Genomic DNA, 26,168 nt, shown 5'->3' with positions numbered 1-26,168 from the left:
AATTTTATCGATAAAAATCAAATATTTAGATAACAACAGATCACTTTTCAACCACCCCGTTACAAAATTCACGTTACAAATTTACAAAGAAATCACTAGGATCAAGTAACTAGTAAGAAATTTGTCTAATTGACTTTGTAACCCCTAAGAAAGTATTTTTTCCGCACCTTCTGGGCCTGGAGAGCTAATTCAAGGCTCTTTGCCCCGGACCAGAGTACGAAGGAGACCCAAAATGGCTGACAAAAAAGCTCGCATAACGGTAGACGGTATCGATCAGACGATTGAACTTCCTGTATTAACAGGCACAGCAGGACAAGACGTGATAGATGTAAGAACTTTAGGTTCTCACGGCGTCTTCACTTATGATCCTGGCTTCATGTCTACTGGCTCATGTGAATCTGCGATCACCTATATCGACGGTGAAGCGGGCGTGCTTCTACATCGCGGTTACAGAATTGCCGATTTAGCACAACACTCAGATTACCTTGAAACATGTTACCTGCTTCTATACGGAGAGCTGCCAAGCGCTGACGAAAAGGCAGAGTTCGTTGAAACAGTTAAAAACCACACCATGGTGTCGGAATCCATGCAGAAGTTCCTTGATGGCTTCCGTAACGACGCACACCCGATGGCGGTGATGGTTGGTTTAGTGGGCGCTTTATCAGCATTCTACCAAGACCACATGGACATCAATGATCCTAAACATCGTGAAATCGCAGCCTTCCGATTGATTTCTAAAATGCCAACGCTTGCGTCAATGTGTTACAAGTACTCGAAAGGTCAACCGACCATGTACCCTCGTAACGACTTGAGCTACGCTGAGAGCTTCTTATACATGATGTTTGCGACGCCATGCGAAGAATATAAAGTAAACCCAGTATTCGCTAAAGCGATGGACCGCATCTTTATTCTTCATGCAGATCACGAACAAAACGCATCAACATCCACCGTTCGATTAGCAGGTTCTTCAGGCGCTAATCCATTCGCTTGTATTGCGGCAGGCATCGCAACACTTTGGGGCCCTGCTCACGGCGGTGCAAACGAAGCAGTACTAGCAATGCTTGAAGAAATTGGGGATGAATCCAAGATTGACGAGTTCATTGCCAAAGCCAAAGATAAGAACGACCCTTTCCGCCTAATGGGCTTTGGCCATCGCGTCTACAAGAACTTTGATCCTCGCGCTAAAGTAATGCGTGAAACCTGTGATCAAGTGCTTGCCGAGCTAGGACAATCTGATGACCCAATGCTAAAAATCGCAAAACGCCTTGAGCAAATTGCCCTAGAAGACCCTTACTTCGTTGAGCGTAAGCTTTACCCGAATGTAGACTTTTACTCTGGCATCATCATGAAAGCAATCGGCATCCCTACATCCATGTTTACTGTAATCTTCGCGATGTCTCGTACCATTGGATGGATTTCTCACTGGAATGAGATGATTGGCGGCGCATACAAAATTGGACGCCCTCGCCAGCTGTATGTAGGACACACTGAACGTGACTTCCCAACGGATAAATAAGTAGCGCTCCCAACACACAGACACAAAAAAAAGCGGCTTAAGCCGCTTTTTTTTGTGCTGATACTAATTACTCTTCGTCGTCTTCTACCACGATCTCAGTAATAATTTTTGCACCACATTTCACACAGTCACCCTCAATCCAAGTACGCTCACCCGCTTCATATTCTTGCGGGTTTTTCATCCCAAGATCCATTTCCATACATTGGTTACACCAAGTTTGCTGCAAAAAATCTTGCTGCTCTTCTGCCGGACGCGCAAAAAAGTCTTTCAACACTGGCGTCGCTTCTGTTTCACTGACCATCTAATTATTACCTTTACCCGTATATTGATACTTAATAACGTGACTTGCATCGTAGTCCAGCGGACTCACTGGCAGAGCGGCCAACAGACTGTTTAATGCTACACTGTTTTTAAACTTTTCTTCTGTGCCATTCAGCAACATATTAAACTCAACTTGCCCACCCACAATACTACTTAGCTGCAATTGCTTAACCACATCAATAGACGATAAGTAATTTTTCAGTGAGGACATAGCACGGTAATCACTAACGCCATTCACTTTGACATACAGCTCATTTGGGTTAGCCAATCTAGTAGAAGCATATCGATCTGATAACATTGCTGATACTTTCAACAAAACCTCTCGCATCGCCTCTTGCTTAGTTGCACTCGTAACTGACAACAGTCGTGCGGATTGATTAGGAGACAATAACATACTATCAACCACCGCCTCACCTCGGTACTGACTAATCCTAACTGCCAACACTACATCCGTTTGGTAACGTTCACTGGCTTTTAGAATATCTTCTTCAAAAAAGCCCCATAAAGCGCTGCTGTCCAAAACTTCTCTATCTACACTGTCAACAAGTGGAGCATAAACTGGTAAACCATGCAGCTTGGCGCCGTCAAACAACTCGGATAGAGCTGTTGATGGCTGATTGGCCCCGAACATTTTTCGAGAACCACTGCTTTCTTCAATCAACCAAACCAGAATACTCGGCCGATTACTCCCCCACACAGGCAATCCCTGATCAAACAGAAAACGGTCCACAGACTCTTTGTAAAAAGAAACGTTAACCGTACTGCCCACCACAGAATGCTGCATAACCCAGCTCGCAGAATTCTCATGAGCCTTAGCTAATACAGCGGATGAAAGCTTATCTGGTTGCCCTGACACCCGTAATAAAACATCATCAATCGCTTGATTAAAGGCTTGATTCAATAACTGTTTATCATCTGAACTGGCCGGCACCTGCACCACAGATGAATATAAGTTAGAAACTTGCACCGCATGACCCATTGATGAAAGCAACAATAGCCAAACAAAGACAATACGCTTCAAAATAATCCCCTTACTTATCGTATTTTCTCTATTCTACTGTCTTCTGCGCAAAGAACCATAGCCCTTATTTTCCACTGTGTTAAAATGCCGTTTTTCCCACACCATGATAAGGCTTAGGCAATGACCGAATCGAATAAAACCTCGATTAGTTACAAAGACGCAGGCGTAGATATTAATGCGGGCAACGAACTTGTAGAACGCATTAAAGGCGTCAGTAAAAAAACGCGCCGCCCTGAAGTACTAGGTGGATTAGGTGGCTTCGGTGCCCTTACTCGTCTACCAGAAAAGTACAAGAAACCCGTCTTAGTATCCGGTACAGACGGTGTCGGCACAAAGCTGCGTTTAGCAATGGACCTAAACAAACACGACACCATCGGCATTGACCTAGTGGCAATGTGTGTGAATGATCTTATTGTTGCAGGTGCTGAGCCTCTACTTTTCCTAGATTATTACGCAACAGGTAAACTTGACGTAGACGTTGCAGCAGACGTTGTCACCGGCATTGGTGAAGGCTGCCTACAGTCTGGCTGTGCCCTAGTGGGTGGCGAAACAGCAGAAATGCCTGGTATGTACCACGACGGCGATTACGATCTTGCAGGTTTTTGTGTGGGTGTCGCTGAGGAAGACCAAATCATTGACGGCAGCAATGTTAAAGCTGGTAATACTTTGATCGCTTTAGGCTCATCTGGCCCACACTCAAACGGCTACTCATTAATTCGTAAGATTTTGGAAGTGAATAACTCAAATCTTGACGAAGAAGTAGATGGCGTTGCCCTAAAAGATGCCCTACTTGCTCCGACGAAAATTTACGTTAAATCCATCCTAAAATTAATGGAAACGGTTAATTTAAATGCATTAGCGCACATCACTGGCGGCGGCTTACTAGAAAACATTCCTCGCGTTTTACCAGAAGGCACATCAGCGTATATTGATGCAACAAGCTGGACACGCCCGGCGATCTTTGACTGGCTGCAAGCAAAAGGCAACGTTGAGCAAGAAGAGATGTACCGCGTACTAAACTGTGGCGTAGGTATGGTTCTAGCAATCAACGCAGAAGATACAGACAAAACGCTATCAATCCTTCAAGCTGAAGGCGAAAATGCATGGGTTATCGGTGAGATCCGTAAGCTATCTGACAAAGAAGTTATTATCTCTGATCTAGAGGCCTCTGCATGAGTTGTTCCGTCGTTGTTTTAATCTCAGGCAGCGGCAGCAATTTGCAGGCTTTGATTGATCAAAGCCTGCAAGGTGACCTCGATATTGATATAAAGGCAGTTATCAGTAACAAAGCGTCTGCTTATGGACTAGAACGTGCTAGCAATGCTGACATTGCTACTCATGCCCTTGACCATAAACAGTTTGAAAGTCGCGAAGCATTCGATCAAGCTCTGATGACCTTGATCGACCAGTATCAGCCTAAACTGGTGATTCTTGCGGGCTTCATGCGCATTCTAACGGAAAATTTTACGCGTCATTATGAAGGTCGTATGCTAAATATACACCCTTCATTATTGCCTAAGTACAAAGGCCTAAACACGCACCAACGCGCCATTGATGCGGGTGAAACGGAACATGGTGTGTCCGTTCACTTTGTTACTTCGGAACTGGATGCTGGCTCAGTTGTCTTACAAGCTAGCGCCGAAATATCGTCAGATGAAACTGCTGATTCACTGGCAAAGAAAGTCCATAGCCTTGAGCACATCATTTATCCATTAAGCGTTAAATGGTTCAGCTTAGGCAGACTAACTCTCCAAGAAGGCAAAGCTTTTTTGGATGGAAAACCTTTGCCATTGTCAGGTGTACGTTATACAACGGAATTAAACGATCACTAGGAAATCTCAAGATGGGCATTAGCAAACAAGTTTTCGCAACCGTATTACTTTTTCAGATAATGCCCTCTTATTCTCACTCGGATAAAGACAGCGCTTTGAGCCAAACTACGCGCAGTGAGTACAATCAAAGCAACCCTGCTACCCCATCAATTGAGTCTGAAAAACACAGCTTTTTTGAGCCTTATAACGCGCTTTATAGTACTGTCTATAAAAAAGGGATAACTTTAAAAGTCGAAGGTACTCAAATACTCACTCAGACAACAGACAATACATGGAAATTTGAATTTTCAGTCGATACGTTACTTGCATCACTAAAAGAAAGCAGTCAGTTTAGGCTTGATGGCAGCAGTTTGCGTCCTACTGAATACCAGTATTCATCGAGAATTTTAGGCAAACACAAAGAAATGCTGCTGCATTTTGACTGGGATGACATGAAAGTCACCAACGATGTGAAAAATGAGCCATGGAAAATGGACATCAATGACTTAACATTGGACAGACTAACACTTCAATTACAGCTCCGCTTCGACTTACTAAATCAGCGTGAACAGCTCTCTTACGACATCGCAGATGGTGGAAAATTAAAGCGCTACACGTTCGCTCAGCAACAGATAGAAACCATCGACACTAAATTAGGCCATTTAGAAACGATAAAGGTTGCCAGGACAGACAATCTATCTGAAAAACGCCACTCATATTTTTGGTTTGCGCCAGAATACGATTACTTATTGGTCAAAATGGAACACTTTGAAAAAGGTGAGTCCTACATTCTAAATTTAGAAAAGATCAGCTCACCCTAAACGAGCTGCTCAATACGATTAATATTAACAAGCTCTTCATCATGCTCCCAATACACTGATTCAGCCCCAATCGTTTTATAAAACTTCATTACACCGAAATGCTCGGTATTCTTTAGAAAATCTGGCAGCTTTTGTTTCAGCTGATTTACTGGTAGCAACGCATGCAGTGGCTGACGTCCAGATTCGCTTTCCAAGTAATGCACTTTATCCGGCGTCTGCTGGGCACTTATCGAAAGTTTAAGCAATGCCTCTCGAGATAAGCATGGCGTATCACAAGGGATAATCAATAAGTGTGAGGAATTGATAAATTCTAGTGCTGAACAGATACCACCTAACGGACCAATGCCCTGCCAAGGCTCTGCATCACTCACCACCAACCGAGTTAAAGCGCGATAATGCTTAATATTACGATTTGCGCTGATCACGGTATCAATACATAAAGGTGATACCAGATCGACTAGGCGTCTCGCCATAGAAACACCCTGATACACCTGAAGACCTTTATCAACCCCCCCCATCCGCTGCGCCTGCCCACCAGCCAGTATCAAAGCAGTTAATTCAAACGCTTGCATCATACGTCTGAAATACCACGCTGCACTAATAAGGCTAACGCCAGACGATCTTTAACACGCAGTTTTCTAAAAACTGCCGTTAAATGCGCTTTGACCGTTCTTTCAGTAACCTCTAAATCACGGGCAATTTCTTTGTTAGATAGACCTTTAGCGATCAGCTTTGCAACGCCCACTTCACGCTCGGATAAAAGCTCTGATCCAACGAAATTAACAGCAGATTCTAATGGCTGCTCTGACGGTGATGCCTCTGAGGACTGCTTAATAAGCTGTTGGATAAACTCTTTCCCACCCCAAATCTCACCAGAAGACACAACTGACAATACCAAACGAAGCTGTTCTTTAGCGATATACGGTGAACATTGACCATTAATCCCCATAGAGAGCATTCGCATAGCGGCAGACTGACTGCTGAGATAAGGGAACGCAAGAATCTTTAACGCAGGAAATCGTTGACGCAAAGTAACTACGTTTTCAACCTTAGCAGAAAACTCGACGTCATCGACATAGATAAAGCAGTAGTCATAGGAGCCATTACGCAAAAGCTCAGCAGTCTCATCAAAACTATGACTCCGAATGAGCTGATCACGCTCTTCGCACACTTTTTTCCAGTGCTCAAAAACTGACCCATTCGTATTCCAGCACAGTACTTTCAAGATCTGCCCCTTATAAATAACAAACGAATATAGAAATTCATTCTATTTTCCCAGTAGTGACGACATTGTTACTTTTTGTTATGAGGATCCAGTTTACTCAATATTTTTGTAACTATCGTTCACGCATTGCATTTTGTTGAGCCTTAAATATAGGCTTGAGCAAATAATCCAGAACTGTTTTTTTACCCGTGATGATATCGACCGATGACTGCATGCCAGGAATAATAGTTAGAGGTGCACTCTCTGGCCCCAGATAGCTTTTATCTGTTCTAACGCGAACAATGTAGAAACTGTTCCCCTCCTCATCAACAATGGTGTCTGCTGAAATATTTTCTACTTTAGCATCTAGCCCACCATAGATTGAGAAATCGTAAGCAGAAAGCTTTACAACAGCTGGAAGATGAGGCGTTATGAATCCGATGTCTTCAGGTCGTATTTTCGCTTCTATTAAAAGAGAGTCTTCCACCGGAACAATTTCCATCAAGCTCATTCCCGGCTTAATCACCCCGCCCACAGTATTAATTTGTATTTGCTTAACAATCCCTTTTACAGGCGAACGTACCAGCGTTCGATCCACCTTATCTTCTAGCGTCACACTAGACTCTCTTAATTGATCCAACTGAGACTGCGTTTCCGTCAGCTGCTCTTGAGCTTCCGATCTGAATTTAGCAGAGCTTTCATCCAGTTTTTTGCGCGCTTCTTCTAACGCTGAACGCGCACGGGGAATAGCAAGCCTAGTCGCCTGTAGGTCACCTTGCAGCTGATTCACTTGACGCTCTAACTGAAGCAATTCAACGCGAGAGACGGCTCCTTGCTCGAAAGCAGGACGGGTAAGACGTAACTCCTCATTTGCTAGGTCATAGCTATCTTTAAAGTTACGAAGTTTGGCTTCTTGCTCAACTATTTCTTGCTGTCGCTGGGCAACTTGTTGCTCAAATATAGCGGAGTTTGCGCGCAAGGACTCCTGACGGTTTCGATACAACCCTAATTCACGGTTAATCAGCTCAGGATAGTCCGTTCGAATATCATCCGGAAAAACGGGAGCTATCCCGTTTGCCTCAGCTTTTAGTCTAATTGCCCTAGCTGTCAAATTAACACTTTCTACTTGCCTTTCCCTTAGGGATGACAAAGCCTCAGTATTTTCAATTGTCATCAGCAACTGTCCTTGTGATACCGCCTGACCAACTCTTATATTCACTTCTTTTAGAATGCCGCCCTCAAGGTTTTGAATAACCTGAACTTGACTTGAAGGTATGACCTTCCCTTGTCCTACCGTAACTTCCTCTAACGCTGTAAAATTCGCCCAAACCAATGCACATACAAAAAATGCAAAGACTCCCCAGAGGAGAATACGCCCCCCTTGTGGCGTTTTTAACATAATGGCAGCATTGCGATCACTGAGAAAATCTAGATCTGATTGCCCAACTTCTTTAGCACTCTTCTTACTAAACATACTTAGCTCACTTTTAGCTTGCCTTGACGCAGCGCTTCAAATACATGTTCTTTTGGCCCATCGGCTAAGATTCTTCCGCTGTCCATAACAATAAGACGATCGACTAAATCCAACATTGAAGATTTATGAGTAATTAAAATCAGCGTTTTATCCCCCATAATTTTATCCAACCTTCTGCGCATACGTGTTTCAGTTGTATTATCCATGGACGCAGTTGGCTCATCTAACACCAAGATGTTTGGGTCAAATAGCAGAGCCCTAGAAATAGCGACGCTTTGTCTTTGACCACCAGACAAATGATGCCCTCTTTCACCCACAATACTATCTAGCCCTGAAGGTTTTTTATTAGCAAACTCGGAAACTCCGGATAAATCTGATGCACGGATAATCGCTTCATCCTCTACATACGGGACCCCGAAGCAGATGTTTTCTTTAATTGACCCGTAAAATAAAGTGACATCCTGAGAAACAGCACCAACGTTTCTACGTAGATCCACTGGATTAATCTGCCTTAAATCAATACCGTCAATTCTTACAGCACCGTCACTCGGCCCATAAAGCCCCATCATTAATTTACCAACGGTCGACTTACCAGATCCGATTCGACCAATAATGCCGACCTTTTCCCCCGCCTTAATTTTTAAATTAATATTTGTAATCGCATTTTGCTCTTGATCAGGATAGCTAAATGACACGTCTTCAAATTCAAAGCTGCCATCAAACTTTGGACGATGCACAAACTTAACATCATCCGGTTGCTCGACAGGAGAGTCCATAATTTCAGACAATCCCTTAAAGGCTGTTTTTGCATGATTGTAGCGAGCAGCGAGAGCCGCAAATTGCGCCATAGGTGCTAAAGCGCGGCCAGTCAACATGACACAAGCAACGAGAGCTCCCATGCTCATCTCTCGCTCAGAAATCATATACACACCAACAATCACCATAACGACGGTCGTCATTTGCTGAGCGACCATAGCAAATGATGAACAAGATTGAGCCAACTGACGCGTCTTAAGACCCCAATCGGCAATGTTTCCTACGGCCTGCTCCCATTGATGCTGGAGAGTACCTTGAGCATTATTGATTTTGACACTTTCAGCGTTCGACAAGCTCTCAATCAGCACAGCATTTTTTTGAACCGATGTTTTCTGACCTTCTTCAATAGAGTGTCGGAGTGGTTTCTGAATAATCAAAGAATATAAAAAAACCAACAGAATTGTTACAATGGGAACAAAACCTAAAGGGCCGCCAATTAAGTAAATCACCCCAACGATAAGAAACATAAATGGGATATCAACCAACGTCGTGATGGAAGCAGACGTAATAAAATCGCGAATACTATCAAAGTCTTGTAGGTTTTTAGCAAATGCCCCAACAGATCTAGGCCTTGATGCCATGGTAATATTATTAACTTTGGAAAAAATATTAGACGAAAGCAATATATCTGATTTTTTACCTGCTATATCGATAAAATACGATCTTAACGTTCTAAGAAGAAAGTCAAATACATAAACCACCGTGACACCTGCCGCAAGCACCCATAACGTATCAAAAGCATTATTAGGCACCACTCTGTCGTATACATTCATAATGAATAGTGGGCTAACGAGAGCGAATATATTAATTAATAACGATGCAATAAAAACGTCTCTATATATTCTCCAGGAAGAAACAATGGTCCCCCAAAACCAGTGCTTATTTTTAGATTCCCCTTCCTCTAATTGCGAACGCTTATCAAATTTAAACTGAGGACGTACAAAAAAACAGTAGCCTGTATACAGATTTAAGAGCTCATCAATAGATAAATCAACCTCTCCTTCACCTGACTCAGGCAGTAATATCTTGGCAATTCCACGCTCTTTATCTACCCCAAGCAATACACATGCCTTTTTGTCATGCAGTAACAAAACGGCAGGCATCAATACACCAGAAATTTTATCGAGTGGGCGTTTTACAAATCTTGCTACAAAACCCACTTTCTTTGCGGCGCGCGCGAATAGCTCTGGCGTCATTCCCTCTTTTGAAACAGGCAGACCTGCAGATATACCGTCAGCAGTGTAAGGATTATTGTAATGTTTCGACAAAATGACCAAACAATCTAATAACGGATCAACATTCTCAAGTTTGTCGCCCACTTCAGACCATGAAGACGTAACAGAAGTCACTTGTTTCAAAACTTCAGCATTATCTTGACCCTTATTATTTGGATCACCTTCAAAGTCTGCTGGTTGATTAACTTTAAGCTCATCGTCGTTCTCATAAGCAGAGATAGTTTCACTTACCTCTTTTTTATTAAAGACACCCTGATTACCTTGCTTCTTCTTTCTAGCAAACAAGTTGCGCAAACCAAACAATGACTTTTTATCTTTTGGAGCTTCATTACCAGCTGGCGCAGAAACACCACCAACAAAATTAGATTCTGGCTCTGGCTCTGGCTCTGGCTCTGGCTCTGGCTCTGGCTCTGGCTCTGGCTCTGGCTCTGGCTCTGGCTCTGGCTCTGGCTCTGGCTCTGGCTCTGGCTCTGGCTCTGGCTCTGGCTCTGGCTCTGGCTCTGGCTCTGGCTCTGGCTCTGGCTCTGGCTCTGGCTCTGGCTCTGGCTCTGGCTCTGGCTCTGGCTCTGGCTCTGGCTCTGGCTCTGGCTCTGGCTCTGGCTCTGGCTCTGGCTCTGGCTCTGGCTCTGGCTCTGGCTCTGGCTCTGGCTCTGGCTCTGGCTCTGGCTCTGGCTCTGGCTCTGGCTCTGGCTCTGGCTCTGGCTCTGGCTCTGGCTCTGGCTCTGGCTCTGGCTGAAAGTGTTGGGCATCTGAACGTAATTGCAACAGATCAAGTAAGGTTTTTTCAGATTTAACGGGCTCAGATGTCGAATCATCTAAAGATTTATCAGGCAAAACCGGTTCTTTGGCGGACTGACTATCTTCTGCTAAGGTATCTATAGTTTTCGGTTTAGGTTTTAAATCGGGAGCTATATCTGATTCTGAAAAAGATCGATGCAGTTCAGTTATCTGACTTTCACTTTCTTTAATATTAGGAAATGCATTCTGCTCTAATGACTCAGTTTGATCCAAATCGTAGGGCTTAGATACGCTTAGCTTTTCTGCTAAATCAAATGTATCGACAGCGTGTTCTCGAGAGCTTACATCATCCCCTTTCTGTTGAGAGCACTGTAACTTATCGCTTAACTCAATCTCAGGTAAAACCGACTCTTTGGCAGGATACGTTTCTTTTTCTGAGGCGTCGTTAGAGTTAAGTTTGGCTTTCAGATCGAAAGCTAAGTTCGGTTCTGCAAAAGGCTGATGCTCTTGATTAGACTGATGCTCATTTTCTTCATTATTTTTTGTAGATTCAGTTTGATCTGGATGGTGGAGCTGAGATGCTCTTAGCTTCTCAGCCAAATCAAATGTGTCGCCAGTTTTAGCGGACGTAATAGAGCCTTCATCTTGAGTGTCCGGCAGGTCATCATTCGAGCCATTCGATAAGTCAACGCCATTTTCATTATCATCATTGGTCCGCTCAGTTTTTTCAAACTGCCGCTCTAAATTTTGTGTCAATGAAAAGCGTTCCGCTTTTTGCTCAGCTTCCGTATTACTTTTTTTGGTTGTTAGAGCACCAAGATTAAACAGCTCTTTTTCTACTAACTCATCAGGCACATTTTGTGTAACAGAAGAAAAGGCTTCAGGAGCTTCAGGCGCTTCAGGCGCTTCAGGCGCTTCAGGCGCTTCAGGCACTTCAGGCGCTTCAGGCGCTTCAGGCGCTTCAGGCGCTTCAGGCGCTTCAGGCGCTTCAGGCGCTTCAGGCGCTTCAGGCGCTTCAGGCGCTTCAGGCGCTTCAGGCGCTTCAGGCGCTTCAGGCGCTTCAGGCGCTTCAGGCGCTTCAGGCGCTTCAGGAGCTTCAGGAGCTTCAGGAGTATTTAGCTCAACGAATTCAGATTCATCAACACTTGCTTCAGGTGCTATTTTAGTTTCTGGCGTATCATCTACAACCACGGTATCAGCTGATTTAGAGGTTGAGTTCAAGTCATTCTTCGACTCTATCTCTAACCACGCTTGAACATTATTTTTAACCCGGTCATCTCTCGATAACTCTTGATCATTTTCTGAACTGCGTTTTTTTCTAAAAAATAATGACATAAAGTGAGACTCTAAAAGCAGACTGATTAACTTACTTGGATTCTGAACTAGATTAAACAAATAGAAAATATAATACTATGACTCAAAAGGCATCCGTGCCATTAAAACGAAAAGGAAACCAACATGCTCTATGCAAAACTAAGCTCGCAAGGAGATATTTTAGATGTCGCGCCTTATCAAGACGACGAATATTCAGTGTTGGTGGCCCCTAATGATCCGTTTGTAGCTGAGATTCTTGCTGCTAAAATAAGTCAGGAGTCATCTCAAGAGCTCCTAAACTCTTCAGACCAAGAGATGATGCGGGTACTGGAAGACTTAATAGACTTGCTAACCGAAAAACGCCTCATTCAATTTACAGAGCTACCAATGGCGGCCCAGAAAAAATTATTAAGCCGAAAATTTGTTCGCCGTATTCACTCAGGTAATAACGACACCCTGATTGGTGAGATTCCTGACGACGACGCCTTAATCTAGGAGTCGTCATCCATGTGATCTATGGCTAGTTATCAAAATCTACTGGCCTACCAATGCCATAACCTTGCAGGCCACTGATATCAAAGCGCTTTAAAATTTCAGCTTGCTTATCTGTTTCAACACCCGTTGCAATAACGTCGATATTCAAGCTGTTAAACATCTTACACAACGTGTGCATGAAAAATGATTCTGATTCTTTGCCAATTGCCATTTTTGTATAAGATGGGTCGACCTTAACGTAATCAGGCATCAAATTTTGTAAGTATTGAAACGCTGAGAACTGCTTGCCAACATTATCTATACCAAATTTTACCTTATGTCTTTTCAACGTTTGTGCCAGTAAAAAAGCATGATCTTCCGCACCTAAGACGCTTTGTTCAGACACTTCAAATGCTATTTTTTGCTTTAGCCTATCAGGCAACTCTTGAAGCTTATTATCCAGCCAACTTACAAACGATAATTTTGCATAGCCAGATGCTGATAAATTAACGACATAAGGACCAACGTCAGTCGACCTTGCAATAGCATCGATTACTCGTTGAATGATCACTTGGTCAACTTGCTCACCCAAATCGAACTGTTCCGCTAAACCAATAAAATAGCCCGCATGGTAATGCTTACCTTCAAATTCTAAACTGGCGTAAAGTTCTTGTTGTAACAAAATGTTAAGATCATTTGCTGAAGCAACCGCCTGACGGCGCAACACAAAGCTTTTATGCTCTATGGCGTGTTCCAGCATGTCTTTCCATGCCATACGACCAATAGCCATCTGTTGACCCATATCTGAATCAAATACACTAAACTGATTTGCACCGGCTTGTTTTGCTGAGCGCAACGCGGCATCCGCTTGTGCCATGGCATTAGAACGCTCAACTGAGGCATCAATAACCACAGCACCAATGTTTGCAACGGCATCAGAGTAGCTGATACGCGCTCCCACCAATTCATGCAAATCCGCCATGATGGCACCAACAAGCCCTTTCAGTCGGTCCGTTTCAATGTTCGGAATAAGGGCAACGAAATCGGCACCATTAAGACGAGCAAGCGTCGCATTAGGAAAGCTCAATAGATGCTTTTCAAGCACTCCTGCGGCAGTACGGATGAAATTATCCGCCGCCTCATATCCCATTTCATTATTAATTTTGGATAAATCCAGTAAGCTCACTAAAGCCAAACCATCGTAAGTCCTGTCTGCATCAGCAAAGTGGGCAGAAACCTGACTTTCAAAGTAGTTTCGGTTACCCAAACCACTAACAGGATCCTTAAAGGCTTTTGCCTGGAGCCACTGAGCCGTTTGAGCTTCGGCCGCAAATTCACGCTCTAGATTTGCCACCATTCGATTCATTGATTCAACAACCGATTTAAGCTCACGCGTTTTTGGCAAATTCTTCATTTGGATGAAACGTCGCTGCTGGATCGCCTCCGCCTGTTTTTCAACTTCTACAAGCGGTTTAAATAGCCATCTAAGCAGTAGACCACCCAGTAATACACAAGCGGCCCCAATGGCAAGAAAAGATAACAACAAGTCTCGTGACGCCAGCCACAGTTGATAGTACCCATAACCAGCACTCCCCGTGACGTAAACTTGGCCAAGTTCGTTCCATCCATTAGAAATCACGGCTTTTGCTGTAGGTACGTCAAAATCAATAACATCGGTAAACCAAGTGGGAACACCTGAAACCTTGATTACATTACTGCGTACAATATTTTCATCTGTGGCGTAGACATGTATTCTCACTTCAGAGAAATAACCACTGTCAAACACGGCATTCACATAACTTTCGACAGACGTATAATCCTCAAGCGCCATAAAATCGGAAACCTGCATACTTAGAGTCGTTGCAGAATCCTGAGTTGTAGAGCGTAACTGATCTATCAAATAACTTTTAGTCGTCTGGAAATTAATCGCCATGACCACCACAAGCATCAGAGACAGCAGTAAAACAATAGTAATAAGTAATTGTCGAAAAAGTGTCACAAGTTGTCTCCTAGCCTTCTAAATCCGTTAATCGGTTATTTAAATCTGTCCATAAGCTCAGCCGTGAAGAGCCGCCTACCAGTTGACCGCGCCCTTTCTCCTTTGATAACCATAAGTTTTCAGCATTAAAAGAGTATATCGGTAATAAATCCTTTCGCTGCACCGCAGGTTTAATAGTTTTATCTAAATTATCTAGCAGAACAGGTACAGATGTGGGAGTGTGATAGTACGCCAACACCATATGGTGTTGATTAAGCGTTAGCGCTTTTACGTACACTAGCCTGAGCTTTTCATCTGGAACGCCTAATTCACGTAAGGCGAAATACTTGGCAATGGTAAAGTCTTCACAGTCTCCACCACCTGTAGCGAGGAACTCAATGGGCGTCGCCCAATAGTCATTTTGACCCCAATGTTGCTGATCACTTACAAACTGCAACATATTAAAGAAGTTATTTACATTTTGTAACTTTTGACCGACGGACAGCCCCTGCGATTCTTCCACCGTTCGCCGCCAAGCCATAATTCTAAGCTCTGCACGTGGGCCATACTGAGCGCCAATGCGTTTTGCTAAGTTGACATACTTTTGCGATACATCAGCACTCAGAACCGATACTTCTACTGCACTTAATAAAAACAGAACAATTAACCCACAATTAAGCCAATTGATCTTTTTTAGTTTGTTACGTAGAAGCGATATTGTCATGCAAATTAATCTTTAGGGCCATTCTTTGCAAAGTCAGCCAATTGCTCCGCTGATGCTTTACCTTGATACTTTTCTTTCCAATCAACATAAGGCTCCTTATAGATCACTTCGCGAGCTTGCTCGTAATCCATTGCTACACCTCGCTCTTGAGCGGCGGCGGCATACCACTTGCTCAAACAATTACGACAAAAACCCGCTAAGTTCATTAGGTCAATATTCTGCACATCTTTGCGTTCATCTAAATGCTCTACCAAACGACGAAACGCAGCGGCTTGAACTTCTAACTCGGTTTGTTTATCCACGAATACCTCTACTTAAGAGCGCTGTTTATGCTCTTGTGGTTGCTGTGACCATTGTAGTGCGATCGCCGCACTAAAAAAGTGTCTTAATTTAGAGATTTGTAACATTCCTAAACACTCCAAACCATAAGCTGCGGCTTCGAACGTCGATAATGCCAAGTTGTTTGGCGACTTACGAATATCATACTTTGAAACGGGTGGCGTTAAAAAATGCACTTGCCTGTACCTCAATAACATTGACTCAAGCAACATCATTCTTTTTGCTTTTGGCCACGTGCCATCCAGCAGGATTAAATGTTTGACCTTAGCTTTATCACTTTGTTCGATCGTTTCTAGACCCTCAGAACAACCACTGGGATAAAGCAATAAGCTGTTATCGGCATCAACGCTTTGAAAAAGATTGCTCATTTCTTCGGCATCTTCAAAGCTTACAATGACAGTCTTTAAATAGCACAAAGCAAATAAACGAGCCGTATTCTTCGCGTGCTTTGCCTCGTGCTTATCTTGTATCACCCAAACAGTCATGTCGCCTTCTAAGCTGACGATTAAATGGCAAACGCACTGCCCTAATGGATAACCACAATGCAAGCACGTTACTCGCTTACTAGAAGGGCTTGTCATTAAGACAATATTTCTAAATATTTCTTAACAACATTATCCCAGCCACTATCCAAGGCTTCTATCGTTAATGCGTGCCCAATAGACACTTCAGTTATACGTTTGCCTGCACACAACAAAGCTACATTTTCCAAATCTAAATCATGGCCGGCATTAACACCAAGCCCTGAATCCAACGCAGCTTGAGCAGCGGCTTGGTATTGCTGATTAATCTGTTCAATTCGATCGGTATGATAAGCATTCGCATACGCTTCGGTATACAGCTCTACACGATCCGCACCAACCGCTTTAGCCAGCGCCATGTTTTCTGGAATTGGATCCATAAACAGTACAACTCGTATATTTTTTTCTCTTAACTTAGCGACTACAGAACGCAATGCATCTTGGTCACGGGCCACATTCCAACCATGATCTGAAGTCAATTGATTTGGATCGTCTGGCACCAAAGTACATTGATCCGGCTCTACTTCAAGCACCACTTCAAGGAATTTTTCGTCCGGGAATCCCTCGATATTCAATTCTCGACCAGGATACTGTTTTAGAAGCTCTTTAATATCATAAGCATCACGATAAGTGGCATGACGTTGGTCTGGACGCGGATGAATTGTGATGCCGAATGCACCTAGGTCTAAGGTTCGCTGTGCCATGGTCAACATACTTGGGTAATCTCGGCCACGAGAATTACGTAAGAGACCAATTTTATTTAGGTTTACACTTAGGTGAGTCATGTTACTTCCTATCAATAAATTATCCCTAAAGTATACGCGATCCCCCCCTATTACTTTAAGAATTAAATTCCACGGATCAACCGCATAGCATCACCTATGATACACTTTGCCAATGAAATAAGGAGCAGAGTGTGACTTACGAACATTTCGATCTAATTTACGATCGCGCCATTTCAAGATTTAACAGCGAAGCGCTATTACAGACTAATCTCGCAACCCCAAAAACCACTGAAGCACTCATGAAAATAGGGGACGATCGCTGGTTAGCCGCTTTTACGCAGAAAGTGTTTCAATCGGGCATGAACTGGCAAGTCGTCAGTAATAAATGGCCTAACTTTGAAGACGCATTTTTCGGCTTTGACATTGAAAAGATGTTACTCATGCATGATGAAATGTGGGAAGAGAAAGCCAAAGATCCTAAAATCATTCGTCACTTTGGCAAAGTCATGACCATTCGCGAAAACGCCATCATGATGTCAGAAATACAAGCCAAACACGGCTCTTTCGCAAAATTTATCGCCGAATTCCCAGAAAATAACATTGTCGAACTTTGGCAGTACCTTAAAAAACAAGGTGCTCGTTTAGGCGGTAACACGGGCGCGTATACACTTCGTATTATGGGCAAAGATACCTTTTTACTAAGTAAAGACGTTGAAGGTTACCTGAGAAATCATGGGATCATCACCACAGGACGTGATACACAAAGCGCTCTTAAAGCAGCACAACAAGCATTCAACCACTGGCACGAACAATCAGGCCTGCCCTACTGTCAAATCAGTCAGTGCATCGCCTATAGTGTAAATTAACGGAGAAAACATGGCCGACTTAACCATCGATATCGTCGCTGACCCAATATGCCCATGGTGTTACCTAGGCTACACACGCCTCAAAGCCGCTATTGAGCACTTGGGCGACGACTTTCGCTTTGATATTCACTGGCTTCCATTTGAACTACATCCTGACATTCCAAGCGCTGGTGTATCACGTACGCAGTATCTAGGGCAAAAATTTGGCAGCCAGGAAAAACTTAACGAAGTATCTCACGCATTACAAAATGTAGGCTATGAAGCTGGATTAGAGTTTAATTTTACCGACGATGATCTCATTCCAAACACTAAACTTGCCCAACAATTTGTCGCCCAAGCTAGCCGTATGAGTTTGGCAACGCCTATGATGACCGCTTTGTTTTACGCCTATTTTACCAAAGGTGAAAACATTGGCGATGGGGCGGTTTTAAGCAGAATAGCGAAAGAAGTCGGACTGCAAGATGAAGACATCGAAGACGCGTTGTCTCGCGAAGCGGAGTTATTAGTTGAGGAGAAGATGGAGCGCTTGAATAGACTACAGATTGAATCTGTACCCACTTATATCGTCAATGAAAAGTACTTGGTTCAAGGGGCTCACCCACCAGAGACGTTTGCCGAAATATTAACGGACATCAATAAAGAAAATGACGCCTAGGCGTCATTTTTTATGCCCGTTAAATCCAGCACATACCAAAAAACTAAAATTTAATAAAATCTATCAAATTCTCTCTCTAAATTAATTTTATTTTATTGATAATAGTTATCATCCCACATAGAATCGAAGATAAATCGAATTGAGAGTGATTTTCATTTTATGTATGTATGTCTTTGTAACGCAGTCTCTGATAAAGCTATTAAGAACTCGATTGCCAATGGCGCTACGACGATGCGCGATCTTTACAGTGAGTACAACCTCGGAAAACAATGCGGTAAGTGCTGTAAAGATGTGAAGGGGATCCTTAACGAGGAGCTCCTAAAGCTGGCAGACGAGCTCCTCGTTAAAGTGGCTTAATACTTCAATAGATTAATGATCTATTGAAGACTCACCCATTTGCGACTGTAAGTAGTTTTGCAGACCTGCCGTTTTGATAAGGTTTTGCTGAGTTTCAAGCCAATCAATTTGCTCTTCCTGCTCATCCTGAATTTTCTCCAGCACTTCGCGACTCATAAAGTCTTTCTTCTCTTCACACACCTTTACACCGGATTGCAAATCAGGAAGTGTTGCTAACTCAAATGCCATGTTCGAGGCAATCATCTCTTCTGCATCTTCACCAATACGCAGACGACCTAAATCTTGTAAATTAGGTAACCCTTCTAAGAAAAGAATACGCTCTATCAAACGATCCGCATTTTTCATTTTTTGGATCGAGGTTTTGTAGTCTGCTTTATCAAGCACATCAAAACCTTGATCTTTGAACATACGAGCATGAAGAAAGTATTGGTTAATTCCAACCAACTCATTGGCCAGCACCTTGTTTAAGCTCGTTATTACTTCGCGATCACCTTTCATGCTGACTCCTTACATCTGAGATTGAATGTAGTTTTGTTCACCGATGGTATCCATCAAACGTAATTGCTTTTCAAGCCAGTACACATGATCTTCTTCTGTGTCATACAGCAGCTTTTCAAGCATTTCACGTGTCTGGTAATCACCTTCTTCTTCACAAATAGCGATCACATTACGCGCACACGTTACAACTTCAAGCTCAAGCGTCAGGTCATTTTTCATCATTGATCGCACATCCGTACCTACCAACAACTCACGACGCTTAGTCATGCATGGAACACCTTCCAAGAAAAGAATTCGCTTAATCAACCAATCAGAATGGTCTTTTTCTTCATCCATTTCATGGTTGAGGCGCTCATACAATTTACTTAGCCCCCAATCATCGTACATACGCGAGTGAATAAAATATTGGTCGATAGCGGCTAATTCGTTTTCTAGCAACATATTCAAACTATCGATTACTTTTTGGCTACCTTTCATTGGGTTTCCCTCTTTGTTGTAAAGGCTACTTTCTCGTAGCGCTAAATAAATTTAGTGTCAGCTTTTTAAAGCTCACTCGGCTTGCCTTCACCCACTTTTATCTCCAGCAGATCGACACGCTGGAACCCTCTTGGTAATTTAAGCCCACGACGTCCACGCTCGCCAATGTAGTCTACCAATTCTTTTTCCGCAAAGGACATGAAACGTTTGCCACTGTGCACCATCAGCAAGTCATCTGGTTGGATTGAACTCATGGCACAGACCCACTCCTCACGTTCTTTTGCTCTTGCCGAAGAAATACTCAGCATTTTATTACCTTTACCCTTCGCCATTTGAGGCAATGACGCCACACTAAAGGCCAACATTCTGCCTTCGTTTGAAACAACTACAGCCCTAGCTGTTTCAGGGTCGAGAACTTTAACAGGAGGTAATACTTGCGCGTTAGCAGGCAAACTTAAGGTTGCTTTACCCGCTTTATTTTTCGCATGTAAATCGCCCAACTTAGACACGAAACCATAACCCGCATCAGAGGCAATTAAGTAATAAGCTTCATCATTATCCAATGTTGCTGCAACGATGTGCGTGTCTTTTTCCAAACTGATGCGACCCGTTATCGGCTCACCTTGACCTCTTGCCGATGGCAAGGTATGGGCTTTAATGGAGTACGTCCGCCCATTGGATGCAAACAATACTAACGTTTGGTTAGAGCGACCTTTTGTGGAGAGCAAAAACTCATCGCCAGATTTATAGCTTAATCCACGTTCATCAATGTCATGGCCCTTCGCAGCACGAATCCAACCTTGTTTAGACATGACAACGGTAATTGGATCGTTTGACAACAAATCTTCTTCACTGAATGCTTGTGCTTCTTTACGCTCTACAATAGGTGTACGACGGTCATCTCCGAAATCGTTAATAGCTTCTTCAATTTCACCAATGATCAGTTTTTTCAACTTAGCGTCGGAAGCCAAATACCCTTCAAGCTGCTTACGCTCTTTCTCTAGTTCATCTTGCTCACCACGAATTCGCATTTCTTCAAGCTTGGCAAGATGACGTAATTTCAGCTCCAAAATAGCTTCAGCTTGCGTATCTGTTAAGCTGAAACGTTCCATAAGAACAGGTTTTGGTTTGTCTTCGCTGCGGATGATCTCGATCACTTCATCGATATTCAAAAAGGCGGTCAGTAAGCCCTCTAAAATATGTAAGCGCTTAAGCACTTTATCTAAACGGAACTCAAGTCGCCTGCGCACGACCCCAATACGAAAACGCAACCACTCGGATATAAACGTTGCCAGCGGTTTAACCTGAGGCAAGCCGTCTAAGCCAATCACGTTCATGTTCACACGATAGGATTTTTCTAAATCCGTCGTCGCAAATAGATGCGTCATGACACTTTCGACATCAACTCGATTAGACTTCGGTACGATGACTAACCGCGTAGGATTTTCATGGTCCGATTCATCGCGCAGATCCACCACCATTGGTAGTTTTTTGGCCTGCATTTGTGCCGCCATTTGCTCCAGTACTTTACTACCCGATACTTGATGCGGTAACTCGTTTACAACGATTTCGCCTTCTTCAACAGTGTACCGAGCACGGGCTTTAATTTGGCCTTTACCCGTTTCATAAAGTTTACGTATGTCATCACGCGGGGTAATAATTTCCCCTCCGGTTGGGAAATCAGGCCCTTGTACAAATTCAAGCAAATCATCCAATTTTGATTTCGGATTCTTTAACATATGAATACAGGCTTGGCCCACTTCACGCAGGTTATGCGGCAAAATATCCGTTGCCATACCCACCGCAATACCGGTGGTACCGTTAAGTAGCAAATTGGGTAATCGAGCAGGCAGAACCGCAGGCTCATTAAGCGTGCCATCAAAGTTCGGCATCCAATCGACCGTCCCTTGGTTTACTTCCCTTAACAACAAATCCGCGTATTTTGACAGGCGTGACTCGGTGTAACGCATGGCAGCAAACGATTTAGGATCATCCGGTGCGCCCCAGTTTCCTTGGCCATCTACCAACGGATAGCGGTAAGAAAAAGGCTGCGCCATTAACACCATGGCTTCATAACACGCACTGTCACCGTGCGGATGAAATTTACCTAATACATCACCAACCGTACGAGCCGATTTTTTGTACTTCGCCGTTGCCTTTAAACCCAGTTCACTCATGGCATAGACAATACGTCGCTGCACAGGTTTAAGACCATCACCAATATGAGGCAGGGCGCGATCTAGAATCACGTACATGGAGTAATTCAGATACGCTTTCTCAGTATAGTCTTTGAGAGAAAGCGTCTCATTGGCTTCAAAGTCAGTCGTGTCACTCAAAAGCGTATTCCTTTCTTAAACGATTCGTTAAGCAAAAAGCCTAAAGATTTCGATAACTTAAATATTTTCACCTACTATAATCAGGCACTATTGTCGCTGCAACCGTTGTCCTTAATGAATTAGTTATTGGTCGATTTTTTCTTTAGCATGTACACTCAATAGCAACGGAACCTATTGTGAGCGGATCATTATGAAAGCAACTTTTGGACAAGACAGCTGGCAGACCATCATACATCACTCGGATAGGATGCGTGTCTATGAAATCCAACTTGCTATGAATGAGCATGCCAATCACAATTTTGCCTTTCCATTTGATAGTTTATTAACCGTTACGGATGGCCAAGTCTTTTTAGAGTCTCCAATCGAGGAAACCACTTTAAAAGCCAATCAAGCGGCTTGGCTCACCCATAATCAAAGCATGCGTTGTGTGGCTGTATCCCCGATCGCTCGGTTATTTATCATTGTCTTTACCAATCAAACATCACGTCACAAAGAAAAATTCGAACGCTTTGCCAGCGGTACGGAACATAAGCATGAACTCGGCAGCGGCATTACGCATTGGACAGTCGAAAACAAAACTCTGGGTAAAGTTGAATGGATTATGCTACCCGCTAACCACGTCGAGCCCGCTTATTATATAAAAGATTCTGAGCAGTTTATCCTGCCACTCAACCACGATGACTCACTCAGTATTATCTACGATGATGACCGCCAAGAAACCATTACCGAGTCAGGAATCGTCATTGAGCAAGGGCGCTCGCGCAGCTTAGTCAATCAAGCGAATAAACCCATAACATTCTTAAGCGTTACCACGCCCTACCCTAAACACAGCCGTATCTTAAAATTAAAGGGATCTCGTTGATTTTAACGTAGTGTTAGAGCGGTCAGCACATGGTCTTCCCATTGCCCATTAATCTTTAAATAATGCTTTGCAATGCCTTCTTTTTCAAATTTTAAACGCTCCAACACGGCAGCGCTTTTATGATTCCGTGGCATATAACACGCTTGTATTCGATCGATATTTAACTCTTTAGAAAGGTACCGAATACCCGCTTCGAGGCATTCATTCATGTAGCCTTGGCCCTGTAAATCTTCTGCTAAGCTGTAACCCAAAAAACAGGACTGCGATATTCCTCGAACAAACTGCGAATAATTACTGTAGGCCAACATACGGTCTTGCTCAGGATTAAGTAAACACAACACACAACCCTTATCTTCGATAAAATCTCGACGCATCTCTTTTACTCGAAGACGGCAGGTTTCGTCGGAATAATAATCTTCCCCACGCTGAGGCTCCCAACTGACTAAATGCTCGCGCTGCTCATTTACATAGGTTTTCAGTAAAGGGGCCTCACTTTCATCAAGAAGCTTCAACACGCCTCTCGCCGTTTTGATGACAGGAAAGCGACCATTGTCCTGCCAACTCTTACCGTTCACAACCACTTTCTCCTTTTGCACTTCCATCAGCTTTACACTGTAACGATCAAACCAAAACTGCACGCCAATCGATAGTGTTCTGATCATCATCGTATGATTCATCCAAGCGGTCGCTTGCTCTAATGTTGCCCAATAAAATATCAGTTGAGAACACGCCTCGGCACTCCATTCACTGTATAAAAAACCTTCTTGATCCGCAGCAAGCTCGATGACTTTCTCCGTCATAACGCGAAACATGACATCATCACGCAATGGCGATGTCGTTATACTGACGGCGTAGTAAGGCGTCACAAAGTTATTGTCCATACGTCTAGATTCCCAATTACCCTATAAATAATGAACCAAGTATCCGGCTATTTGTCTACACTTAAACCGTCTGAGATTATGGATAATGAGCTAAGTCTCGGTGTGGAAGTGCTTTAATACTACTTCTAGGTGTATATTAGCTCCGTCATAAATTTGACGCTTTCCCCTTGGCGTCAACATGGAAAGCTTTTAGCCCACCTCGTAAGAGGTGGGCTTTTTTCCATAAAAAAAGCGAGGCGCAATTCGCAACCTCGCTTTCAAACCACGTAAACGGTTTTAAGAAACGCGCTCACCGTGGGCTTGTTTGTCCGCATGGTACGAAGAACGTACCAATGGGCCACAGGCTGCGTGTTTAAAGCCCAGCTCTTTCGCAACTTGCTCGTAGCGTTCAAACTCTTCTGGATGTACAAAACGATCCATTGGGAAGTGATGCTTTGAGGGTTGCAAGTACTGACCAATCGTTAGCATGTCAACGTTGTGAGCACGCAGGTCTTTCATGACTTCGACGATTTCTTCGAAAGTCTCGCCCATGCCTACCATCAAGCCAGACTTGGTTGAAACATCTGGGCAACGTTCTTTGAATTTTTTCAACAGATCGAGCGACCACTGATAATCTGAGCCGGGACGCACTTGACGATACAAACGCGGGATCGATTCTAAGTTGTGGTTGAAGACATCCGGTGGTGATACCTGAAGAATATCCAACGCTACGTCCATACGGCCACGGAAATCTGGCACCAGTGTTTCGATTTCAATCGATGGGCTTTGTTCACGCGTGTGATCAATACAATCGACAAAATGCTGAGCACCACCGTCACGTAGATCATCACGGTCTACCGAGGTAATCACGACGTACTTCAGTCGCATATCGCGAATCGCTGCAGCTAATTCTTTCGGCTCATCAGGGCTTAACGCATTCGGGCGACCATGTGCCACATCACAGAAAGGACAGCGGCGGGTACAGATATCACCCATTATCATAAAGGTAGCCGTACCGTTGGAGAAACATTCGCCTAGATTAGGACAATTCGCCTCTTCGCAAACAGACGCTAACTTATGTTCACGCAAGGTACTTTTAATACGTGCAATTTCTGGTGAAGCCGGCATACGCACACGCAACCAGTCAGGTTTACGCGGGATTTCTTCTGTAGGGATAACTTTTACAGGAATACGTGCCATTTTGTCGGCACCACGAAGTTTTTCACCCTGTACAACTCGCTTTTGCTGAGTAGTCATTTTATATTCACCCTTGTTGGATAATCGGATGAGGATATCCGAGACGTTCAGCCAGTATGTTGGCTAACTGAACTTTAACTTGCGCCATGCTGGTCTGTGGCTGCAAGCGCTTCATATCTATCATTTGTAGCCCCTGGTAACCGCAGGGGTTAATTCGCAAAAATGGATTTAAATCCATGTCGACATTTAATGCCACGCCATGAAATGAACACCCTCTTCGGACTCGTAGACCCAGTGAGGATATTTTCATTCCATTCACATAAACACCCGGTGCATCCGGCTTGGGGTAAGACTCAATGCCATGCAGTTTGCAGACATCGACAATGGAGTTTTCGATAAGCGTGACCAGATCACGTACACCAATGCCCAATCGCTTTAAATCAATCATGATGTAAGCAATCAGCTGCCCAGGGCCATGATAAGTCACTTGGCCGCCTCGGTCAGCTTGAACAACAGGAATATCACCGGCATCTAATAGATGCTCAGCTTTACCCGCTTGCCCTTGCGTAAACACGGACGGGTGCTCAAGCAGCCAGATCTGGTCGGGATCTTCCTTCGTACGAGTCTGGGTGAAATGTTTCATCTCTTCCCAAGTCGACTCGTATGGCACCACACCTAGGTCGCGGCACAATATAGAATTAGGCATGAATCACATAACCATTTTTACGACATCAACAGCCATGAGATCTGTATGCAAACGCGATAGGTGATCTTCACTTTGCGCAGTGATACGGAAAGTAAAGCTTACAAAGCGCCCTTTTGAAGACACATTCTTCCTGATCGCTGAATCATCAAGTTCCGGTGCATGCAGACGCACGCACTCAAAAACATTGAGGTGCGTGTCATCACTGTCTAAGGCAACAACTTTAATCATATAGTTGTCGCAAGGAAACTCGATTTTAGGGGCATCTGGCGCATCCTTGGCAACAACACCGTTTTGATTAATTAAAGCCATTTTTGCTGCTAAC

General features: G+C 43.6%; 27 protein-coding genes. 9 read left to right on the top strand and 18 right to left on the bottom strand.

The features are described 5' to 3' along the window. Window positions 1–232: 232 nt before the first annotated feature. Window positions 233–1,516 carry a citrate synthase gene (gene gltA, locus ACPUEK_RS09365; RefSeq protein WP_067036806.1) on the top strand — a complete coding sequence of 428 codons (1,284 nt, stop codon included), beginning with the start codon at window positions 233–235 and terminating at the stop codon, window positions 1,514–1,516. A 67-nt stretch (window positions 1,517–1,583) separates the two neighbouring features. On the opposite strand, the gene ACPUEK_RS09360 is transcribed toward gltA, so the two are convergent. Then, entirely contained in the window at window positions 1,584–1,817 is a 234-nt protein-coding gene (locus ACPUEK_RS09360; RefSeq protein WP_067214509.1) for a hypothetical protein, read from the bottom strand. Further along, a complete protein-coding gene (locus tag ACPUEK_RS09355) occupies window positions 1,818–2,858 on the bottom strand; it encodes a DUF2066 domain-containing protein (RefSeq protein ID WP_425643007.1) in 1,041 nt (346 codons plus the stop codon). 120 nt (window positions 2,859–2,978) lie between these two features. Here ACPUEK_RS09355 and purM point away from each other — a divergent pair, with 120 nt between their 5' ends. The 3 genes from purM to ACPUEK_RS09340 are packed head-to-tail and all read left to right on the top strand — an operon-like array spanning window position 2,979 to window position 5,490. Continuing rightward, on the top strand, window positions 2,979–4,034 hold the full coding sequence (gene purM / locus ACPUEK_RS09350; protein ID WP_425643006.1) for a phosphoribosylformylglycinamidine cyclo-ligase: 1,056 nt from the start codon (window positions 2,979–2,981) through the stop codon (window positions 4,032–4,034). Continuing rightward, the gene (gene purN, locus ACPUEK_RS09345; protein ID WP_425643005.1) at window positions 4,031–4,690 is read left to right on the top strand and encodes a phosphoribosylglycinamide formyltransferase; all 660 of its coding nucleotides are present in this window, start codon (window positions 4,031–4,033) and stop codon (window positions 4,688–4,690) included. Before purM ends, purN begins: the two co-directional genes overlap by 4 nt. Before the next feature lie 11 nt (window positions 4,691–4,701). Next, entirely contained in the window at window positions 4,702–5,490 is a 789-nt protein-coding gene (locus ACPUEK_RS09340) for a DUF3108 domain-containing protein (RefSeq protein WP_425643004.1), read from the top strand. Here the strand turns inward: ACPUEK_RS09340 and ACPUEK_RS09335 are convergent. The 4 genes from ACPUEK_RS09335 to ACPUEK_RS09320 all read right to left on the bottom strand — a co-directional run bounded on the left by ACPUEK_RS09335 (window position 5,487) and on the right by ACPUEK_RS09320 (window position 12,292). After that, window positions 5,487–6,065 (bottom strand): molybdenum cofactor guanylyltransferase, encoded by a 579-nt coding sequence (locus tag ACPUEK_RS09335; RefSeq protein ID WP_425643003.1) that lies wholly within the window; start codon window positions 6,063–6,065, stop codon window positions 5,487–5,489. The two genes, ACPUEK_RS09340 and ACPUEK_RS09335, sit on opposite strands and share 4 nt — an antisense overlap. Beyond that, window positions 6,062–6,715, bottom strand: a complete 654-nt coding sequence (locus ACPUEK_RS09330; RefSeq protein ID WP_425643002.1) for a response regulator transcription factor — start codon at window positions 6,713–6,715, stop codon at window positions 6,062–6,064. The genes ACPUEK_RS09335 and ACPUEK_RS09330 overlap by 4 nt, the downstream gene beginning before the upstream one ends. Window positions 6,716–6,827: 112 nt before the next feature. Beyond that, complete coding sequence (locus tag ACPUEK_RS09325; protein ID WP_067036786.1) at window positions 6,828–8,168, bottom strand: HlyD family type I secretion periplasmic adaptor subunit; 1,341 nt, start codon at window positions 8,166–8,168, stop codon at window positions 6,828–6,830. A 2-nt stretch (window positions 8,169–8,170) separates the two neighbouring features. Continuing rightward, window positions 8,171–12,292: a type I secretion system permease/ATPase gene (locus tag ACPUEK_RS09320; RefSeq protein ID WP_425643001.1), complete on the bottom strand. Its 4,122-nt coding sequence runs from the start codon at window positions 12,290–12,292 to the stop codon at window positions 8,171–8,173. A gap of 123 nt (window positions 12,293–12,415) precedes the next feature. Between ACPUEK_RS09320 and ACPUEK_RS09315 the strand changes: the two genes are divergently transcribed. Beyond that, entirely contained in the window at window positions 12,416–12,766 is a 351-nt protein-coding gene (locus ACPUEK_RS09315) for a hypothetical protein (RefSeq protein WP_417507213.1), read from the top strand. 25 nt (window positions 12,767–12,791) lie between these two features. On the opposite strand, the gene ACPUEK_RS09310 is transcribed toward ACPUEK_RS09315, so the two are convergent. Genes ACPUEK_RS09310 through ACPUEK_RS09290 form a run of 5 tightly spaced genes read right to left on the bottom strand, consistent with a single transcriptional unit; the run spans window position 12,792 to window position 17,092 of the window. Beyond that, a complete protein-coding gene (locus ACPUEK_RS09310) occupies window positions 12,792–14,744 on the bottom strand; it encodes a bifunctional diguanylate cyclase/phosphodiesterase (RefSeq protein ID WP_425643000.1) in 1,953 nt (650 codons plus the stop codon). Between the two features lie 10 nt (window positions 14,745–14,754). After that, on the bottom strand, window positions 14,755–15,447 hold the full coding sequence (locus ACPUEK_RS09305) for a transglutaminase-like cysteine peptidase (protein WP_067214524.1): 693 nt from the start codon (window positions 15,445–15,447) through the stop codon (window positions 14,755–14,757). A 5-nt stretch (window positions 15,448–15,452) separates the two neighbouring features. Continuing rightward, complete coding sequence (locus ACPUEK_RS09300; protein WP_425642999.1) at window positions 15,453–15,749, bottom strand: DUF1244 domain-containing protein; 297 nt, start codon at window positions 15,747–15,749, stop codon at window positions 15,453–15,455. Between the two features lie 12 nt (window positions 15,750–15,761). Further along, on the bottom strand, window positions 15,762–16,367 hold the full coding sequence (locus tag ACPUEK_RS09295) for a tRNA-uridine aminocarboxypropyltransferase (RefSeq protein WP_082866038.1): 606 nt from the start codon (window positions 16,365–16,367) through the stop codon (window positions 15,762–15,764). Beyond that, window positions 16,367–17,092, bottom strand: a complete 726-nt coding sequence (locus ACPUEK_RS09290; protein ID WP_067097276.1) for a pyridoxine 5'-phosphate synthase — start codon at window positions 17,090–17,092, stop codon at window positions 16,367–16,369. The genes ACPUEK_RS09295 and ACPUEK_RS09290 overlap by 1 nt, the downstream gene beginning before the upstream one ends. 131 nt (window positions 17,093–17,223) lie before the next feature. Here ACPUEK_RS09290 and ACPUEK_RS09285 point away from each other — a divergent pair, with 131 nt between their 5' ends. From ACPUEK_RS09285 to ACPUEK_RS09275, 3 genes are all read left to right on the top strand, one after another. Then, entirely contained in the window at window positions 17,224–17,898 is a 675-nt protein-coding gene (locus ACPUEK_RS09285) for a DNA-3-methyladenine glycosylase I (protein ID WP_067214534.1), read from the top strand. A gap of 10 nt (window positions 17,899–17,908) precedes the next feature. Beyond that, on the top strand, window positions 17,909–18,553 hold the full coding sequence (locus tag ACPUEK_RS09280; RefSeq protein WP_067214535.1) for a DsbA family oxidoreductase: 645 nt from the start codon (window positions 17,909–17,911) through the stop codon (window positions 18,551–18,553). Between the two features lie 159 nt (window positions 18,554–18,712). Next, on the top strand, window positions 18,713–18,910 hold the full coding sequence (locus ACPUEK_RS09275; protein ID WP_067036230.1) for a (2Fe-2S)-binding protein: 198 nt from the start codon (window positions 18,713–18,715) through the stop codon (window positions 18,908–18,910). Window positions 18,911–18,922: 12 nt separating this feature from the next. Here the strand turns inward: ACPUEK_RS09275 and bfr (ACPUEK_RS09270) are convergent, their stop codons facing one another. From bfr (ACPUEK_RS09270) to parC, 3 genes are all read right to left on the bottom strand, one after another. Then, a complete protein-coding gene (bfr, locus tag ACPUEK_RS09270; RefSeq protein WP_067214536.1) occupies window positions 18,923–19,408 on the bottom strand; it encodes a bacterioferritin in 486 nt (161 codons plus the stop codon). A gap of 9 nt (window positions 19,409–19,417) precedes the next feature. Continuing rightward, entirely contained in the window at window positions 19,418–19,885 is a 468-nt protein-coding gene (bfr, locus tag ACPUEK_RS09265; protein WP_067036225.1) for a bacterioferritin, read from the bottom strand. A 65-nt stretch (window positions 19,886–19,950) separates the two neighbouring features. Continuing rightward, complete coding sequence (gene parC, locus ACPUEK_RS09260; RefSeq protein ID WP_067214539.1) at window positions 19,951–22,221, bottom strand: DNA topoisomerase IV subunit A; 2,271 nt, start codon at window positions 22,219–22,221, stop codon at window positions 19,951–19,953. A gap of 190 nt (window positions 22,222–22,411) precedes the next feature. On the opposite strand from parC, the gene ACPUEK_RS09255 reads away from it, so the two are divergent. Further along, the gene (locus tag ACPUEK_RS09255; RefSeq protein WP_425642998.1) at window positions 22,412–23,083 is read left to right on the top strand and encodes a hypothetical protein; all 672 of its coding nucleotides are present in this window, start codon (window positions 22,412–22,414) and stop codon (window positions 23,081–23,083) included. Between the two features lie 2 nt (window positions 23,084–23,085). Here ACPUEK_RS09255 and ACPUEK_RS09250 read toward each other — a convergent pair whose 3' ends face one another. The 4 genes from ACPUEK_RS09250 to ACPUEK_RS09235 form a co-directional block, all read right to left on the bottom strand. Beyond that, window positions 23,086–23,964: a GNAT family N-acetyltransferase gene (locus ACPUEK_RS09250; RefSeq protein ID WP_425642997.1), complete on the bottom strand. Its 879-nt coding sequence runs from the start codon at window positions 23,962–23,964 to the stop codon at window positions 23,086–23,088. A 276-nt stretch (window positions 23,965–24,240) separates the two neighbouring features. Beyond that, entirely contained in the window at window positions 24,241–25,200 is a 960-nt protein-coding gene (lipA, locus tag ACPUEK_RS09245; RefSeq protein WP_067097258.1) for a lipoyl synthase, read from the bottom strand. Window positions 25,201–25,207: 7 nt separating this feature from the next. Then, complete coding sequence (lipB, locus tag ACPUEK_RS09240; RefSeq protein ID WP_425642996.1) at window positions 25,208–25,846, bottom strand: lipoyl(octanoyl) transferase LipB; 639 nt, start codon at window positions 25,844–25,846, stop codon at window positions 25,208–25,210. A 3-nt stretch (window positions 25,847–25,849) separates the two neighbouring features. After that, the gene (locus ACPUEK_RS09235; RefSeq protein WP_067036210.1) at window positions 25,850–26,155 is read right to left on the bottom strand and encodes a YbeD family protein; all 306 of its coding nucleotides are present in this window, start codon (window positions 26,153–26,155) and stop codon (window positions 25,850–25,852) included. Window positions 26,156–26,168 lie beyond the last annotated feature (13 nt).

Source organism: Marinomonas gallaica, from assembly GCF_049821165.1.
GTDB classification, from domain to species: Bacteria; Pseudomonadota; Gammaproteobacteria; order Pseudomonadales; family Marinomonadaceae; genus Marinomonas; species Marinomonas gallaica.
This window is presented reverse-complemented; position numbering and strand designations above follow the sequence as displayed.

Coding starts and splice junctions, on each gene's coding strand:
- gltA (WP_067036806.1), top strand. CDS start 233: ATGGCTGACAAAAAAGCTCGCATAACGGTAGACGGTATCGATCAGACG.
- ACPUEK_RS09360 (WP_067214509.1), bottom strand. CDS start 1,817: ATGGTCAGTGAAACAGAAGCGACGCCAGTGTTGAAAGACTTTTTTGCG.
- purM (WP_425643006.1), top strand. CDS start 2,979: ATGACCGAATCGAATAAAACCTCGATTAGTTACAAAGACGCAGGCGTA.
- purN (WP_425643005.1), top strand. CDS start 4,031: ATGAGTTGTTCCGTCGTTGTTTTAATCTCAGGCAGCGGCAGCAATTTG.
- ACPUEK_RS09340 (WP_425643004.1), top strand. CDS start 4,702: ATGGGCATTAGCAAACAAGTTTTCGCAACCGTATTACTTTTTCAGATA.
- ACPUEK_RS09335 (WP_425643003.1), bottom strand. CDS start 6,065: ATGATGCAAGCGTTTGAATTAACTGCTTTGATACTGGCTGGTGGGCAG.
- ACPUEK_RS09325 (WP_067036786.1), bottom strand. CDS start 8,168: ATGTTTAGTAAGAAGAGTGCTAAAGAAGTTGGGCAATCAGATCTAGAT.
- ACPUEK_RS09320 (WP_425643001.1), bottom strand. CDS start 12,292: ATGTCATTATTTTTTAGAAAAAAACGCAGTTCAGAAAATGATCAAGAG.
- ACPUEK_RS09315 (WP_417507213.1), top strand. CDS start 12,416: ATGCTCTATGCAAAACTAAGCTCGCAAGGAGATATTTTAGATGTCGCG.
- ACPUEK_RS09305 (WP_067214524.1), bottom strand. CDS start 15,447: ATGACAATATCGCTTCTACGTAACAAACTAAAAAAGATCAATTGGCTT.
- ACPUEK_RS09295 (WP_082866038.1), bottom strand. CDS start 16,367: ATGACAAGCCCTTCTAGTAAGCGAGTAACGTGCTTGCATTGTGGTTAT.
- ACPUEK_RS09290 (WP_067097276.1), bottom strand. CDS start 17,092: ATGACTCACCTAAGTGTAAACCTAAATAAAATTGGTCTCTTACGTAAT.
- ACPUEK_RS09280 (WP_067214535.1), top strand. CDS start 17,909: ATGGCCGACTTAACCATCGATATCGTCGCTGACCCAATATGCCCATGG.
- ACPUEK_RS09275 (WP_067036230.1), top strand. CDS start 18,713: ATGTATGTATGTCTTTGTAACGCAGTCTCTGATAAAGCTATTAAGAAC.
- bfr (WP_067214536.1), bottom strand. CDS start 19,408: ATGAAAGGTGATCGCGAAGTAATAACGAGCTTAAACAAGGTGCTGGCC.
- bfr (WP_067036225.1), bottom strand. CDS start 19,885: ATGAAAGGTAGCCAAAAAGTAATCGATAGTTTGAATATGTTGCTAGAA.
- ACPUEK_RS09255 (WP_425642998.1), top strand. CDS start 22,412: ATGAAAGCAACTTTTGGACAAGACAGCTGGCAGACCATCATACATCAC.
- ACPUEK_RS09250 (WP_425642997.1), bottom strand. CDS start 23,964: ATGGACAATAACTTTGTGACGCCTTACTACGCCGTCAGTATAACGACA.
- lipA (WP_067097258.1), bottom strand. CDS start 25,200: ATGACTACTCAGCAAAAGCGAGTTGTACAGGGTGAAAAACTTCGTGGT.
- lipB (WP_425642996.1), bottom strand. CDS start 25,846: ATGCCTAATTCTATATTGTGCCGCGACCTAGGTGTGGTGCCATACGAG.
- ACPUEK_RS09235 (WP_067036210.1), bottom strand. CDS start 26,155: ATGGCTTTAATTAATCAAAACGGTGTTGTTGCCAAGGATGCGCCAGAT.